Source organism: Klebsiella sp. HMSC25G12, from assembly GCF_001807705.1.
GTDB classification, from domain to species: Bacteria; Pseudomonadota; Gammaproteobacteria; order Enterobacterales; family Enterobacteriaceae; genus Klebsiella; species Klebsiella variicola.
In genome coordinates this window covers 66,183-80,063 of the sequence record NZ_KV789876.1, presented here as the reverse complement: position 1 = coordinate 80,063, position 13,881 = coordinate 66,183, and the positions used below count along the sequence as shown (strand labels likewise).

At 57.2% G+C, this 13,881-nt stretch carries 13 protein-coding genes; 7 read left to right on the top strand and 6 right to left on the bottom strand.

Annotated features, from left to right (window positions below; translation table 11 throughout):
- Nucleotides 1–100: 100 nt before the first annotated feature.
- Nucleotides 101–1,027, top strand: coding sequence for a LysR family transcriptional regulator (locus HMPREF3096_RS11025; protein WP_008806342.1), 927 nt, complete (start codon nt 101–103; stop codon nt 1,025–1,027).
- Here the strand turns inward: HMPREF3096_RS11025 and HMPREF3096_RS11020 are convergent.
- Nucleotides 993–1,706, bottom strand: coding sequence for an aspartate/glutamate racemase (locus tag HMPREF3096_RS11020; protein ID WP_070544424.1), 714 nt, complete (start codon nt 1,704–1,706; stop codon nt 993–995). The two genes, HMPREF3096_RS11025 and HMPREF3096_RS11020, sit on opposite strands and share 35 nt — an antisense overlap.
- A gap of 139 nt (nt 1,707–1,845) precedes the next feature.
- On the opposite strand from HMPREF3096_RS11020, the gene HMPREF3096_RS11015 reads away from it, so the two are divergent.
- From HMPREF3096_RS11015 to HMPREF3096_RS10995, 5 genes are all read left to right on the top strand, one after another.
- Complete coding sequence (locus HMPREF3096_RS11015; protein WP_008806344.1) at nt 1,846–2,172, top strand: cupin domain-containing protein; 327 nt, start codon at nt 1,846–1,848, stop codon at nt 2,170–2,172.
- Nucleotides 2,173–2,625: 453 nt separating this feature from the next.
- Nucleotides 2,626–3,516, top strand: a complete 891-nt coding sequence (locus HMPREF3096_RS11010) for a carbohydrate ABC transporter permease (protein ID WP_004205419.1) — start codon at nt 2,626–2,628, stop codon at nt 3,514–3,516.
- A complete protein-coding gene (locus HMPREF3096_RS11005; protein WP_032731210.1) occupies nt 3,509–4,411 on the top strand; it encodes a carbohydrate ABC transporter permease in 903 nt (300 codons plus the stop codon). The genes HMPREF3096_RS11010 and HMPREF3096_RS11005 overlap by 8 nt, the downstream gene beginning before the upstream one ends.
- Nucleotides 4,412–4,423: 12 nt before the next feature.
- On the top strand, nt 4,424–5,551 hold the full coding sequence (locus HMPREF3096_RS11000) for an ABC transporter ATP-binding protein (protein WP_008806347.1): 1,128 nt from the start codon (nt 4,424–4,426) through the stop codon (nt 5,549–5,551).
- A gap of 16 nt (nt 5,552–5,567) precedes the next feature.
- Complete coding sequence (locus tag HMPREF3096_RS10995; RefSeq protein ID WP_032731211.1) at nt 5,568–6,854, top strand: ABC transporter substrate-binding protein; 1,287 nt, start codon at nt 5,568–5,570, stop codon at nt 6,852–6,854.
- Between the two features lie 59 nt (nt 6,855–6,913).
- On the opposite strand, the gene HMPREF3096_RS10990 is transcribed toward HMPREF3096_RS10995, so the two are convergent.
- The 4 genes from HMPREF3096_RS10990 to HMPREF3096_RS30880 form a co-directional block, all read right to left on the bottom strand.
- Nucleotides 6,914–8,257: a carbohydrate porin gene (locus tag HMPREF3096_RS10990; protein WP_012540642.1), complete on the bottom strand. Its 1,344-nt coding sequence runs from the start codon at nt 8,255–8,257 to the stop codon at nt 6,914–6,916.
- A gap of 121 nt (nt 8,258–8,378) precedes the next feature.
- Entirely contained in the window at nt 8,379–9,812 is a 1,434-nt protein-coding gene (locus HMPREF3096_RS10985) for a glycoside hydrolase family 32 protein (RefSeq protein WP_032731559.1), read from the bottom strand.
- A gap of 19 nt (nt 9,813–9,831) precedes the next feature.
- Complete coding sequence (locus HMPREF3096_RS10980; protein ID WP_012540640.1) at nt 9,832–11,073, bottom strand: MFS transporter; 1,242 nt, start codon at nt 11,071–11,073, stop codon at nt 9,832–9,834.
- 12 nt (nt 11,074–11,085) lie between these two features.
- Nucleotides 11,086–11,220 (bottom strand): hypothetical protein, encoded by a 135-nt coding sequence (locus tag HMPREF3096_RS30880; RefSeq protein WP_048293565.1) that lies wholly within the window; start codon nt 11,218–11,220, stop codon nt 11,086–11,088.
- A gap of 94 nt (nt 11,221–11,314) precedes the next feature.
- Between HMPREF3096_RS30880 and HMPREF3096_RS10975 the strand changes: the two genes are divergently transcribed.
- Entirely contained in the window at nt 11,315–12,310 is a 996-nt protein-coding gene (locus HMPREF3096_RS10975) for a LacI family DNA-binding transcriptional regulator (protein WP_008806352.1), read from the top strand.
- On the opposite strand, the gene HMPREF3096_RS10970 is transcribed toward HMPREF3096_RS10975, so the two are convergent.
- Complete coding sequence (locus HMPREF3096_RS10970) at nt 12,307–13,728, bottom strand: arabinose-proton symporter AraE (protein ID WP_008806353.1); 1,422 nt, start codon at nt 13,726–13,728, stop codon at nt 12,307–12,309. The two genes, HMPREF3096_RS10975 and HMPREF3096_RS10970, sit on opposite strands and share 4 nt — an antisense overlap.
- Nucleotides 13,729–13,881: the final 153 nt, after the last annotated feature.

Genomic DNA, 13,881 nt, shown 5'->3' with positions numbered 1-13,881 from the left:
TTTTTCGATTACGCCACAGTGGCGGACGAATAAAAAATATCGTTTTATCGCGACTCTATGCAAAAATGATATGGTTACAGCCGAGCCTCATGGAGACCGCATGCCAGCCGTTAATTTGCGTCATATCGAAATCTTTCACGCGGTGATGACCACCGGCAATCTGACCGAAGCGGCGCGGATGCTGCACACCTCGCAACCCACGGTCAGCCGCGAGCTGGCGCGCTTTGAGAAAGTGCTCGGCCTGAAGCTGTTTGAACGGACCCGCGGTCGCCTGCAGCCGACGGTGCAGGGCCTGCGTTTGTTTGAGGAGGTTCAGCGTTCCTGGTACGGCCTGGACCGCATCGTCAGCGCCGCCGAGAGCCTGCGCGAGTTCCGCCAGGGCGAGCTGTCGATCGCCTGCCTGCCGGTCTTTTCCCAGTCCTTTCTGCCGCTGCTGTTGCCGCCGTTTCTCGCTCGCTACCCGGAGGTCAGCCTGCAGATCGTCCCCCAGGAGTCGCCGCTGCTGGAGGAGTGGCTCTCCGCCCAGCGCCATGACCTCGGCCTGACGGAGACCCTGCATACCCCGGCGGGCACCGAACGCACCCCACTGCTGACGCTGAATGAAGTCTGCGTGCTGCCTGCCGGCCATCCGCTGGCGGTGCAGACGACGCTGACCCCCGCCGATTTTCAGGGCGAAAACTACATCAGCCTGTCGCGCACCGACAGCTATCGCCAGCTGCTTGACGCCCTGTTCCTTGAGCATCAGGTTAAACGGCGGATGGTGGTCGAAACCCACAGCGCGGCCTCGATCTGCGCCATGGTGCGCGCCGGCGCCGGGATCTCGGTGGTGAATCCCTTGACCGCTCTGGACTATGCCGATAGCGGCGTGGTGGTGCGCCGCTTTAGCGTCGAGGTGCCGTTTACCGTCAGCCTGATCCGCCCCCTCCACCGCCCGCGATCGGCGCTGGTCGACGCCTTTGTTGCACACCTGCAGGAGAGTCTGCCGCAGATCCTCACGCCGCTGGCGTCGGTCCTGCAGAGAGCATAAAGTTGACCGCGTCTTCTGCGTGGATCGCCGCAGTGTCAAAGACCGGCAGCGGGCTGAGCTCGGCAGGCACCAGCAGGCCAATTTCCGTACAGCCGAAAATAACCCCTTCCGCCCCCTGCTCCGCCAGGGCGGCGATCACCTGCAGATAATAATCCCGCGACGCCTCGCTGAAAGTGCCGAGACAGAGTTCGTCGAAGATGATCTGATTGATCCGCGCCCGATCGTCAGCCTCGGGGATCAACGTCTCGATGGCAAACTGCCCCAGCAGACGACCGCGGTAAAAGGTCTGCTCCATGGTATAGCGGGTGCCCAGCAGCGCGACCCGGCGCTGGCCTTTGGCGGCAATCGCCCGCCCGGTGGCATCGGCAATATGCAGGAAGGGAACCTGGCAGCGGGCGGCGATGGCATCCGCGACTTTATGCATAGTGTTGGTGCACAGGACAATGCCTTCGGCCCCCGCCTGCTGCAGCCCAACCGCGGCTTCAGCAAGGATCTCCCCGGCGCGATCCCAGTCGCCGGCGGACTGGCAGGCTTCGATGTCGTGAAAATCGACGCTGTGCAGCATCAGGCTGGCAGAGTGCAGGCCGCCCAGTCGCGCCTTAACGCCCTCATTGATCAACCGATAATAGGGGATCGTGGACTCCCAGCTCATGCCGCCTAACAGGCCAATGGTTTTCATCTTCTGCTCCTTATGTCGTTTCTGCCAGTGAAGCAAACTTGTGATCAACTTTCCACTTCTCTGGCCGCGTATTTCTTTTTCATGAAGAGTGGGATAAGTTAAATGAAACAATGTTTCACTTTAACAACAGGACCGCCCGATGTTTATTTTCCATAAAGACACCACCCTTGAAGACCTCGGCAATGGCGTAACCCGCCGCATTCTGGCCCACGACGGAAAAATGATGGCCGTGGAGGTGAATTTTGCCGCCGGCGCCGTCGGCCCGATTCATAACCATCCCCACGAACAGCTCACCTATGTGCTCTCCGGTGAGTTTGAATTCACCATCGGCGAGGAGACGCGCGTCGTCAGTGCCGGCGATACGTTGTATAAGCAGCCAGGGATCATGCACGGCTGCGTCTGCCTGCAGCCAGGCACGCTGCTCGATACCTTCACGCCGGTCCGCGAAGATTTTCTCTCACGCTGATCCATGATGGGGGCGTTCACCGCCCCCGGTTTACGTGTTGCCACAGGCATTAAAAAAGATGCCGTCGCAATCATTATCCTGGTAATAATATTTTTCGCTCAGTTAACGCTGAACCTTCATTCTTTTCAGGCTCCCTCAGCCCCCTAAAATGCTTACCACCTCACCTTTTTGAAACATCGTTTCGACTTTGATCACATTTCCATCCTGATCTGCATGACGCAGAAATAAATCGCAATAAAATGAAATTAAAACGGTGTTTTATAAAAAATAGAGCAGCATAAAAGCGAGCCTGACAGCACGCCACTTGCTGGCTCACTTAAATACTAACCCATTCATTAACAAGGACATGTTAATCAGAGGAAGCGTTCAGACATTTTTGCGTTGTCAGGCGAAAAGGCCGACAGCGCCGCGTCACCGAATCCGTATTACAACTCGTAAGCCAGGTAGGTATGTATGAATGAAAACAAGCTGCTGGGATTGGCATGGATATCACCCTATATCATCGGGCTGATCGTCTTTACCGCTTTTCCCTTTGTTTCATCTTTCTTTCTCAGTTTTACTGAGTACGACTTGATGAGCCCGCCGGTATTTAACGGCATCGAAAACTATCGCTATATGTTGACCGAGGACAGCCTGTTCTGGAAATCGATGGGCGTGACCTTCGCCTACGTTTTTTTAACTATTCCCTTAAAACTGGCTTTCGCCCTCGGCATTGCTTTTGTGCTCAATTTCAAACTGCGCGGCATCGGCTTTTTCCGTACCGCCTACTACATTCCGTCGATTCTCGGCAGCTCGGTGGCTATTGCGGTACTGTGGCGCGCCCTGTTCGCCATTGACGGCCTGCTGAATAGCTTCCTCGCCGTCTTTGGCATCGATGCCGTCAACTGGCTGGGGGAGCCTTCGCTGGCGCTGATGTCGGTCACCCTGCTGCGCGTCTGGCAGTTTGGTTCCGCGATGGTCATCTTCCTCGCCGCGCTGCAGAACGTTCCGCAGTCGCAGTATGAGGCGGCGATGATCGACGGCGCCTCAAAGTGGCAGATGTTCATGAAGGTCACCGTGCCGCTGATTACCCCGGTCATTTTCTTCAACTTTATTATGCAGACCACCCAGGCGTTCCAGGAGTTTACCGGCCCGTACGTGATAACCGGCGGCGGCCCGACCTATTACACCTACCTGTTCTCACTCTATATCTACGATACCGCCTTTAAGTACTTCGACATGGGCTATGGCGCCGCGCTGGCATGGGTGCTGTTCCTCGTCGTCGCGGTCTTTGCATCGATAGCCTTTAAGTCATCGAAATACTGGGTCTTCTACTCCGCCGATAAGGGAGGCAAAAATGGCTGATATTCAACAGATGGCGCCGGTAATGAGCAACGCCGATCGTGAGGTCGCTCGTACGCTGCGTCGGGAAAAGGTGAGTCGGGTGGTACGCTACGTCGTGTTGATATTCGTCGGCCTGCTGATGCTCTACCCGCTGGCGTGGATGTTCTCCGCCTCGTTCAAGCCGAACCATGAGATCTTCACCACCCTCGGACTGTGGCCTGCCCACGCGACCTGGGACGGGTTTATCAATGGCTGGAAGACCGGCACCGAATACCATTTCGGCCACTATATGCTTAACACCTTTAAGTATGTGATCCCGAAGGTGATGTTAACGATCATCTCCTCCACCATCGTGGCGTACGGCTTTGCACGCTTTGAGATCCCGTGGAAGAAGTTCTGGTTCGCGACGCTCATCACCACCATGCTGCTGCCGAGCACCGTCCTGCTGATCCCGCAGTACCTGATGTTCCGTGAAATGGGGATGCTGAACAGCTATCTGCCGCTGTACCTGCCGCTGGCCTTCGCCACCCAGGGATTCTTTGTCTTCATGCTGATCCAGTTTCTGCGCGGCGTCCCACGCGATATGGAAGAGGCGGCGCAGATCGACGGCTGCAACTCCATCCAGGTGCTGTGGTACGTGGTCGTGCCGATCCTCAAGCCGGCCATTATCTCGGTGGCGCTGTTCCAGTTCATGTGGTCGATGAACGACTTTATCGGCCCGCTGATCTACGTCTACAGCGTCGATAAGTATCCCATCGCGCTGGCGCTAAAAATGTCCATCGACGTCACGGAAGGCGCGCCGTGGAACGAAATTCTAGCAATGGCGAGTATCTCCATTCTGCCGTCCATCATTGTCTTCTTCCTGGCTCAACGCTACTTCGTGCAGGGCGTGACCAGCAGCGGAATCAAAGGTTAAGAGGGAAATATCATGGCTGAAGTCATTTTCAACAAACTGGAAAAAGTTTACTCCAACGGGTTTAAAGCGGTGCATGGTATCGACCTGAAGATTGCCGATGGCGAATTTATGGTGATCGTCGGCCCCTCCGGCTGCGCCAAATCGACCACCCTGCGCATGCTGGCGGGTCTGGAAACCATCAGCGGCGGCGAGGTGCGGATTGGGGACAAAATCGTCAACAACCTGGCGCCAAAATCACGTGGCATCGCGATGGTGTTCCAGAACTACGCCCTCTATCCGCATATGACGGTGCGCGAAAACCTCGCCTTCGGCCTGAAGCTGAGCAAGCTGCCGAAGGCGCAAATCGACAGACAGGTGGAAGAAGCGGCGAAAATTCTCGAACTGGAAGAACTGCTCGATCGCCTGCCGCGCCAGCTCTCCGGCGGCCAGGCGCAGCGCGTGGCGGTGGGTCGGGCGATCGTCAAAAAACCGGACGTTTTCCTGTTCGACGAACCGCTCTCCAACCTTGACGCCAAACTGCGCGCCTCGATGCGGATCCGCATTTCCGATCTGCATAAGCAGTTGAAAAAATCCGGCAAACCGGCGACCACCGTCTACGTCACCCACGATCAGACGGAAGCGATGACCATGGGCGACCGCATCTGCGTGATGAAGCTCGGCCACATTATGCAGGTTGATACGCCAGACAATCTCTACCACCAGCCGAAAAATATGTTTGTCGCCGGGTTCATCGGCGCGCCGGAGATGAATATTCGCCCCAGCCAGCTGGTTGAGCACGACGGTCGCCTGCATCTGACGCTGGGCGATCAGCGACTGCCGCTCAATGACCTGCTGCAAAGCAAAGTTGAGACCCATAAGAATCAGCAGGTTTTCTTTGGCGTGCGCCCGGAGTTTGTCTCTCTCTCCGATGAACCCTTTGCCGAGGGTTCCTGCACGGGTGAAATGGTACGTGTGGAAAACATGGGACATGAATTCTTTGTTTATCTGAAGGTTGCTGATTATGAGCTGACCGCCCGCGTGCCGTCCGATGAAGCGAAACCCATGCTCGAGAAGGGCCTTCATCGCAAGGTGTATTTCAAATTTGATCTCAATAAGTGTCACATCTTTGACGCGAAAACCGAACAGAACCTCTCTCTGTGAACACTGGAGTATTAAAATGAAAAACGTGCTTTTAAGCGCCGTCATCTCCGCCACTCTGGGCCTTACCGCATTACCGTCAATGGCGAAGGATGTCGACCTTCGTATGTCCTGGTGGGGGGGCAACGGCCGCCATCAGGTCACCCTCAAGGCGCTGGAGGAATTCCACAAACAACATCCCGACATTAACGTCAAAGCAGAATACACCGGCTGGGACGGCCATCTTTCGCGCCTGACCACCCAGATTGCCGGCGGCACTGAGCCTGACGTGATGCAGACCAACTGGAACTGGTTGCCGATCTTTTCGAAAAATGGCGAGGGCTTTTACGATCTCAATACCCTGAAAGACGAGATCGACCTCAGCCAGTTCGATGCCAAAGAGCTGCAGTCCACCACGGTCAACGGCAAGCTTAACGGTATTCCCATTTCCGTCACCGCCCGCGTCTTCTACTTTAACGACGAAACGTGGAAAAAGGCGGGCATCGCCTTCCCGAAAACCTGGGATGAGCTTATGGCGGCGGGCAAAACCTTCGAAAGCAAGCTCGGGAAACAGTACTACCCGGTCGTGCTCGAACACCAGGACGTGCTGGCGCTGCTCAACTCTTATATGGTGCAAAAATACAATCAGCCGGCCATCGATGAGAAGGGGCGCAAATTCTCCTACAGCAAAGCGCAGTGGGCAGATTTCTTCGGTATGTATAAGAAGCTTATCGACAACCATGTGATGCCGGACACCCGCTACTATGCCTCGTTCGGCAAGAGCAACATGTACGAGATGAAGCCGTGGATCCAGGGTGAATGGGGCGGCACCTACATGTGGAACTCCACCATCAACAAATATTCCGATAACCTGAAGCCGCCGGCGAAGCTGGTGCTGGGGGAATACCCGATGCTGCCGGGCGCCACCGACGCCGGACTGTTCTTCAAGCCCGCGCAAATGTTGTCGATTGGCAAATCGACGAAAAACCCGCAGGCGGCGGCGAAAGTGATTAACTTCCTGCTGAACAGTAAAGAAGGGGTGGATATTCTCGGACTGGAGCGTGGAGTACCACTGAGTAAAGCGGCGGTCAACTACCTGACCGAGGACGGGATCATCAAAGCCGACGATCCGGCGGTGTCTGGCCTGAAACTGGCGCAATCCCTGCCCACGACCCTGCCGGTCTCCCCGTACTTCGACGACCCGCAGATTGTCGCCCAGTTCGGCACTACCCTGCAGTACATCGACTACGGTAAAAAGTCGGTGGAAGAAGCGGCCGAGGACTTCCAGCGCCAGACCGACCGCATTCTGCGCCGCGCGATGCGCTAACCTGCCCGTCTGAACTCTCCCGCGGCATCCGCCGCGGGAGAGCCTGCCTGAGTATCCTGTCAGAAAAAATATTTAAAACGCACCCGAGCGCCGTAGCGTTCATCGGGATTCCCGCTCTTCGCTGCCGTGGAATCGAGCCACGAAGCATAGGCGCCAAGGTAAATATTGAAGTTCGGCATCGCCATAATATTCGGCAACTGCCAGGAGGTGTGCAGGGTATGGATGTCATAGCGCCCCGGCGCGAGAATTGCGCAGTCGCCATCACATTCGCTGGTCACCCCGGCCATATTGAACTGGTCGATTTTGTTATGCGCGTAGATATAGCCCAGCTCCACGCGATGCCACAGGGCGTTAATTCCGGCGCTGAAGTCGGTTTCGTCCGCCGCGTCCAGCAGGGCGGTACTCAGATTGACCACCGCCCCATCCTGCGGGTCGCTTTTCAGGGTGTTCCAGCTCATGGTCAGCCCGTAGCCGGTGCGATTTGACTGGTCGACCCAGCGTCCGCTCTGGTTCTGATAGCCGTAAGCATTGTTGACGAGATTGCTCTCTATCGCCGCGGCCGCCGACCAGGCGCCGGACTGCCACACCGCCACCGGCCGCACGTACACCACATTTTTGCGGTTTTCCAGCGCGTTACCATGATAGTTCTGATCGACAAACAGCGAACTGCCGTCCTCCACCAGGGTGTTAACCTCGAAATACCAGTTATCCACCGTTTTGCTGAACAGAAGGTTGCCGCCGCTGCTGCTGCGCCCGCGCCCCTCTTTCATCATGTAAATATAGCCATAGCCGTCGGAATAGAGATCGTTGGCGGTATTGCCTGAATATTCAATAAAGGTGTCCTGATTCAGGGGGAACATATCCCAGGCTTCAAAGCGGCCTATTTTTATTTTCCAGTCATCCTGCTGACCAAAGAAAAATACCGCATCGTCGAGATTCATTTTGCCATCCATATCCGCCAGCGGCTGCACGCTGAATCCGGCATATTTCCCGTCAGCGCCATTACGCCTGCCGTCAATCCCCAGCAGAATACGACCATTAATATCCCAGCGTTCTTTATCGCCCGGCGCCCAGCTTTTATTCGCGCTAGTTTTGACCGACGTCAGACTGCCGGTGCGGCTGGCGCCATCGAGGTTAAATTCGACGTCGCCATAAAATTTTAATTCGCCATTGTCGTTTAGCTGCAGGCGCGGCGTAGCCGGCGCCGCGCGGGCGACCGTCGTGGCCTGCTGCTGGCCTTTTAGCGTCTTAATTTCCGCCTCTGCGCTGGCGGCGCGCGCCTCCGTTGCCTTTAGCCGCTGCTCCATTTGCGCCAGTCGGTCCTCCAGCGATAACGGCGCCTGCGCCATAACGGATGGCAGATACAGAGACGTGAGAAAACACCCGACCCAGATTTTATTCATCGGTAAACCCTTTTATTATGGAATGAACTGAATTTGTTATTAATGGGTAACGCACGACGATGCAGGCAATAATAACCCGCCCATCGTCAAAGACGGGTTATTAACGACAACAGCCTTATTATTATTCGAGCTGCCAGGCGCCGGCTTCAGTTAATGCAGCTGAGCCGCTCCAGGCAAATAACGCTAATTCACGGCAAGGGACCTGCGGATAGATACGGCTGCTCAGGCAGGCTTCGCCATCATTGACGAAAACCTCGACCGAAGAGCTATCGAAAAATATCCGCAGGTTGAGATCCGCCCCGGCGATCAACGGCACGCTGCGCGTCCCGCACAGGCCAAACTGCGGATAATGCCGCTCCAGCACCAGACGCTGCTGTTGGGCATCCACGTAGATGCGCAGGCCCTCGCCAAAGCGCAGACCATACTGCTCAGCGCTGCTGCGGGCGCAGTCCCAGTGCAGGTGCACCTCCATCGCCTCGCAGTTGTCGACCATCGTCGTCTGCTGGTTGTTCAGGGTGCTGACCGGCCACGGGAACCAGGCGCCACGCAGGCTCTCCACTTCTTTCGCCGGGCGCATCTGCAGGCGGTTATCCGCGCTCAGGCTCAGCTCGCGCGGCAGGGAGAGCATGCCCGCCCAGCCGTCCTGCTGCTCCGGCAGCGGCGATTCCCACATATCCAGCCAGCCAATCACGATCCGCCGGCCATCGGGGGTGGCGAAGCTTTGCGGGGCATAGAAATCGTGGCCGTGGTCCATCTCCCGGAAGTCGCCGTGGCGAATAAAACGCTGCCCCGGCTGCCACTCGCCGATCAGATAGCCGCTCTGGAACAGGTTGCGGTTGCGGAACCCTTCGGCCTGCATCCCCTGTGGGGAAAACATCAGGACGCGCTTACCGTTGAGGGTGAAGAAGTCCGGACACTCCCACATGTAACCCATGGTGCTTTCCGCTTCATCCAGCACGCCCGCATCCTGCCACTGGCGCAGATCGGTTGAACGGTACAGCCGTACCTGGCCGGTATCGCCTTCACGCGCGCCGACGATCATGTACCAGCTATCCCCTTCCCGCCAGACCTTCGGATCGCGGAAGTGGTGCATGCCTGGAGGGGTGTCGACCACCATCCCCTGGCGCTCAAAGTGGATCCCGTCGCGGCTGGTGGCCAGACACTGCACCTGATACAGATTGGCTTCGTCGCCAGGATCGCCGTGGAACTTATGCCCGGTGTAAATCAGCGCCAGGGTATCACCATCGACCACGGCCGAACCGGAGAAGCAGCCGTCTTTATCTTCCGGCCCCTCCGGCGCCAGCGCCACCGGCAGGTGCTCCCAGTGCACCAGATCCTTACTGCGCGCGTGCCCCCAGTGCATCGGCCCCCACTGGGTGGAATACGGGTGATGCTGATAAAAGGCATGGTACCAGCCGTCGAACCACACCAGACCGTTAGGGTCGTTGATCCACCCGGCGCGGGCCGCCAGGTGATAGTGTGGATACCAGCGCAGATTGAGCGCCTGGCGTTGTGTCTGCAGTACCTGTTCAGCCCGGGAGATTGTGTAAGTCATCATTTTCACTCTTTTTGATTCAGATAGCGGTAGGTTGCGACACCAGCGGATCGGCCGAGGATTTACCGGAGCGCAACAAGAAGATGGAGATAAAGGTGGTGCAGAACACCAGCAGGCCCATGATCAGATAGGACTGGGCGAAGCCATATTTTTCATAGCTGTAGCCCGCCAGCGGCGACAAGACGCTGGCAATGATCGAGCTGGTGCAGGCGAAACCCACCAGATAGAGGGTGGAGGAGAGGCGTTTATCAAAGTTGATGCTGTTGTACTTAAAGATAGCCACCAGCAGTATCGGCAGCTCCACCGCGTGCAGCAGTTTGGTAATGGAGATCAGCAGCGGCCCCTCCACCAGGCCAGAGGCCACCATGCGCATCGCCATCACCATGCCGGCGAAAATCAGACCGTTCTTGGCGCCGATACGGTTCACCAGCCACGGCGCGCAGAACATGCCGGCCGCCTCGAGGAACACCTGGAAGGAGTTGAGATAACCATACATCTCGTTGCCTTCCTGCAGGGTCGCGAACTGCGATGAGAAATAGACCGGGAACTGCTGGTCATAGACACCGTAGATGCAGGTGCCGATGACGAAAAAGACCAGCGCCCAGAACCGCGGCAGCGTCAGCAGGCGCAGTGCATCTTCCAGCGTCACTTTACCGCCCGATACCGCCTCCTGCATCGCATGCGGCGCCGAGGAGACCCGCAGCCGCGCCAGCAGGATAAAGAACACCAGCCCTGAGCAACTGGCGACGAGGAAGTTAAGCTGCGGATTGATATTAAACAGCAGGCCGGCGAAGAAGGTGGCCACCGCCCAGCCGAGCGAGCCCCACATCCGTGCCCTGCCGAATTCAAACTGGCTCTGACGCGCCACGCGCTCGGTGTAGGATTCCAGCACGCCAATGCCGCCGTTAAAGGTCAGGCCGATGTAGATCCCGCCGAAGATGCTGCCCAACAGGACGTTAATCTTCAGCAAGTGGCCGAACAGCAGATACGCCGGACCGGAGAGGATCAGCAGCGCGGTGATATACCAGAGCAGATGTTTGCGCAGCCCCAGTTTGTCCTGAATGAAGCCATAGCAAACTTGCGCAAACAGCGCGGAAACCGACAGTACGGCATAGATAATACCGGTATCGCCAGCCTTTAACCCAACCTCCTGGTGAAGCCAGATAGAGAGCAAGGAGCCGGATGACGACCAGGTCACGAAAAAGAAAAACAGTAAGGCACTGAGCAACGGGTAGCTGTGTGAGTGATGCGCTTTCATCATGACATTCTCGTGTTAGAGGAATGCAGTTATGGTAACGTTAACAAAAAACAAAACGCAGGGGGATTCGCTGCGATACATGATGTTAATCACAAAAGTTAACGTTAACATAATGAAGATGCGATCGCGATCAAATATTAACCGCGGCAGCGTTCAGGACGGCGATAGCAGAAAATCGTTTCACTCTTTTACATCAGCGACTTAGTTGTATAGCCTGTACTCTGCAGCCACGGCGGAGGAAAAAATGGCGTCCCTGAAAGATGTAGCAAAACTGGCGAATGTATCTCTGATGACCGTCTCGCGGGCGCTGAACACCCCTGAGCGGCTCAAGCCGGAGACCCTGGCCCGCGTGCAGGCCGCCATCGCCGAGACCAACTACGTCCCCGACCTGTCGGCGAAGAAGATCCGCGGGGCGCGCGCCACCCCCAGCACCATCGGCGTGCTGGCGCTGGATACCGTCACCACGCCCTTTTCGGTGGAGATCACCCTCTCGATCGAAGAGACCGCCCGCGCCCACGGCTGGAACAGCTTTGTGGTCAACATGTTTTCGGACGATAGTCCGGAAGCGGTGGTCGACCTGCTCCTCTCCCACCGTCCGGACGGCATTATCTTTACCACCATGGGGCTGCGCCAGGTGCCGCTGCCGGACAAACTGCTGACTCTGCCCTGCGTGCTGGCCAACTGCGAAAGCCTCAGCCAGCCGGTGGCCAGCTATATCCCGGACGATGAACAGGGCCAGTACGACGCGGTGAAAGCCCTGCTTGCCGCTGGCTATCGTCATCCGCTGTGCCTGCACTTACCCGCCAGCCAGCTGGCGACGATCCGCCGCCGCCAGGGGCTGGAGCGCGCCTGCCGGGAGGCGGGTATCGAACCGGACCATCTGATCCATTCGTATATGGGCCAGGGCGATGAGCATTACCACGATATCCCGGCGGTGGTGCTGGCGCATATCCGCGAGGGTAAACCTGGCTTTGACTCGGTGATCTGCGGCAACGATCGCATCGCGTTTATGGTCTATCAGACGCTGCTGGGTCAGGGGTTACGCATTCCCCAGGACGTGGCGGTGGTGGGATACGACAATATGGTGGGCATTGGCGATCTGTTTCTGCCGCCGCTTTCCACGGTGCAGCTGCCGCACTACGACATCGGGCGCCTGAGCGCCCTGCATATCATTCACGGCGACAACCATCGGGAGACGCGCAAAGTCGCCAGCCCGTGGTTGCCGCGCGCCTCACATTAACGGTTACCGATGTTGCGCAGCTTCTCGCCCGCCATCAGGTTGCGCTCAATGTGCTCGAGGGTGACATTCTTGGTTTCCGGGATCAGCCAGAAGGTGACGCCGATAAAGGCCACGTTGAGCACCGTGTAGAGCCAGAAGGTACCGGCGGCGCCAATCGCGTCAAGCAGCGTCAGGAAGGTGGCGCCGATGATCATGTTCGACACCCAGTTGGTGGTGGTCGAGCAGGTGATACCGAAATCGCGGCATTTCAGCGGCTGGATCTCGGAGCAGAGGATCCACACCACCGGCGCCGCGCTCATCGCATACCCGGCAATACACATCATGGTCATGCCGACGGAAAGCCAGGAGAGACCGCTGGAGGCGGTGCCATTGTCGAACTGCATCAGGCAGTAACCCAGCACCAGGGTGCCCAGCGCCATCACGCTAAAGCCGATTTTTAGCGCCGGCTTACGACCCGCTTTATCCACCGTGAACACCGCAATAAAGGTGGCAAACATAAAGGTTAGGCCCACCACCAGGGTGGCGATCATCTGCTGTTCGGTAGTGGTAAAGCCCGCCATTTTAAAGATACGCGGCGCGTAGTACATGATGATGTTCATGCCGGTGAACTGCTGCATCGCCTGCAGCAGCATGCCAAGGAACACCGCCCGGCGCACGTTACGATTGACCTTAAACAACGCCCAGCCGCCCTGCTTCAGCTTCAGGCTCTCACGGATCTCGTTAAGCTCGTCGCGCGCCTTTTCCGAGGTATCGCGCAGCATCCGCAGCACCTCTTCCGCTTCGATATGGCGTCCTTTCTCCGCCAGCCAGCGCGGGCTGTTCGGCAAAAAGACGACCAGAATAATCAGGATCACCGCCGGCAGCGCCAGCACGCCTAACATGGCGCGCCAGTTACCGCTGTAGCTAAAGGCGGTATCGGAAAGAAACGCCAGCACAATGCCGAGGGTCACCATCAGCTGGTACATACTGATCATTTTCCCGCGCACGTTCTCACTGGCCATCTCGGAGAGGTACAACGGCGCGGTATAGGAAGCGATCCCGACGGCCACCCCCAACACCACGCGGGCTATCAGCAGCACCTCCACGCTGGCGGCAAAAGCGGAGCCGATAGAGCCGGCAACAAAGAGCACAGCCCCCGCCATCAGGCTGTATTTACGGCCGAGGCGGAACGACAGCCAGCCGTTAAACAGCGCACCGATCGCCGCCCCCAACATCATACTGCTGACCACCCACTCCTGAAGCTGGCTGGATAAGGTGAAGTGGTCGGTAATAAAGGGCAGCGCCCCGGATATCACGCCGATATCCAGGCCAAAGAGCAACCCCGCTACCGCCGCAGCGATAGAAACAAACCAGTTCATCCGCCGGGTGTCACGTTGTGTCCGCGGCGTTAATGCAGAGTCGTTACTGATTGAAGTCATTTTTATTCCTGCCACACAGAGAAAGACATAGGACGAAAGTACGTGACTGGCGGAGGAGTTTGTCAGGCTGGATAAGCCAAAGATATGGACTATTTTGCTGGCAGGAGAGGTTTTGTGATGGACATTAAACTTTCTAAGGAACAAAAAATGCGT

Excerpts from the sequence above, each read along its gene's own strand:
- HMPREF3096_RS11025 (WP_008806342.1), top strand. The coding sequence starts at position 101 with ATGCCAGCCGTTAATTTGCGTCATATCGAAATCTTTCACGCGGTGATG.
- HMPREF3096_RS11020 (WP_070544424.1), bottom strand. The coding sequence starts at position 1,706 with ATGAAAACCATTGGCCTGTTAGGCGGCATGAGCTGGGAGTCCACGATC.
- HMPREF3096_RS11015 (WP_008806344.1), top strand. The coding sequence starts at position 1,846 with ATGTTTATTTTCCATAAAGACACCACCCTTGAAGACCTCGGCAATGGC.
- HMPREF3096_RS11010 (WP_004205419.1), top strand. The coding sequence starts at position 2,626 with ATGAATGAAAACAAGCTGCTGGGATTGGCATGGATATCACCCTATATC.
- HMPREF3096_RS11005 (WP_032731210.1), top strand. The coding sequence starts at position 3,509 with ATGGCTGATATTCAACAGATGGCGCCGGTAATGAGCAACGCCGATCGT.
- HMPREF3096_RS11000 (WP_008806347.1), top strand. The coding sequence starts at position 4,424 with ATGGCTGAAGTCATTTTCAACAAACTGGAAAAAGTTTACTCCAACGGG.
- HMPREF3096_RS10995 (WP_032731211.1), top strand. The coding sequence starts at position 5,568 with ATGAAAAACGTGCTTTTAAGCGCCGTCATCTCCGCCACTCTGGGCCTT.
- HMPREF3096_RS10990 (WP_012540642.1), bottom strand. The coding sequence starts at position 8,257 with ATGAATAAAATCTGGGTCGGGTGTTTTCTCACGTCTCTGTATCTGCCA.
- HMPREF3096_RS10985 (WP_032731559.1), bottom strand. The coding sequence starts at position 9,812 with ATGACTTACACAATCTCCCGGGCTGAACAGGTACTGCAGACACAACGC.
- HMPREF3096_RS10980 (WP_012540640.1), bottom strand. The coding sequence starts at position 11,073 with ATGATGAAAGCGCATCACTCACACAGCTACCCGTTGCTCAGTGCCTTA.
- HMPREF3096_RS10975 (WP_008806352.1), top strand. The coding sequence starts at position 11,315 with ATGGCGTCCCTGAAAGATGTAGCAAAACTGGCGAATGTATCTCTGATG.
- HMPREF3096_RS10970 (WP_008806353.1), bottom strand. The coding sequence starts at position 13,728 with ATGACTTCAATCAGTAACGACTCTGCATTAACGCCGCGGACACAACGT.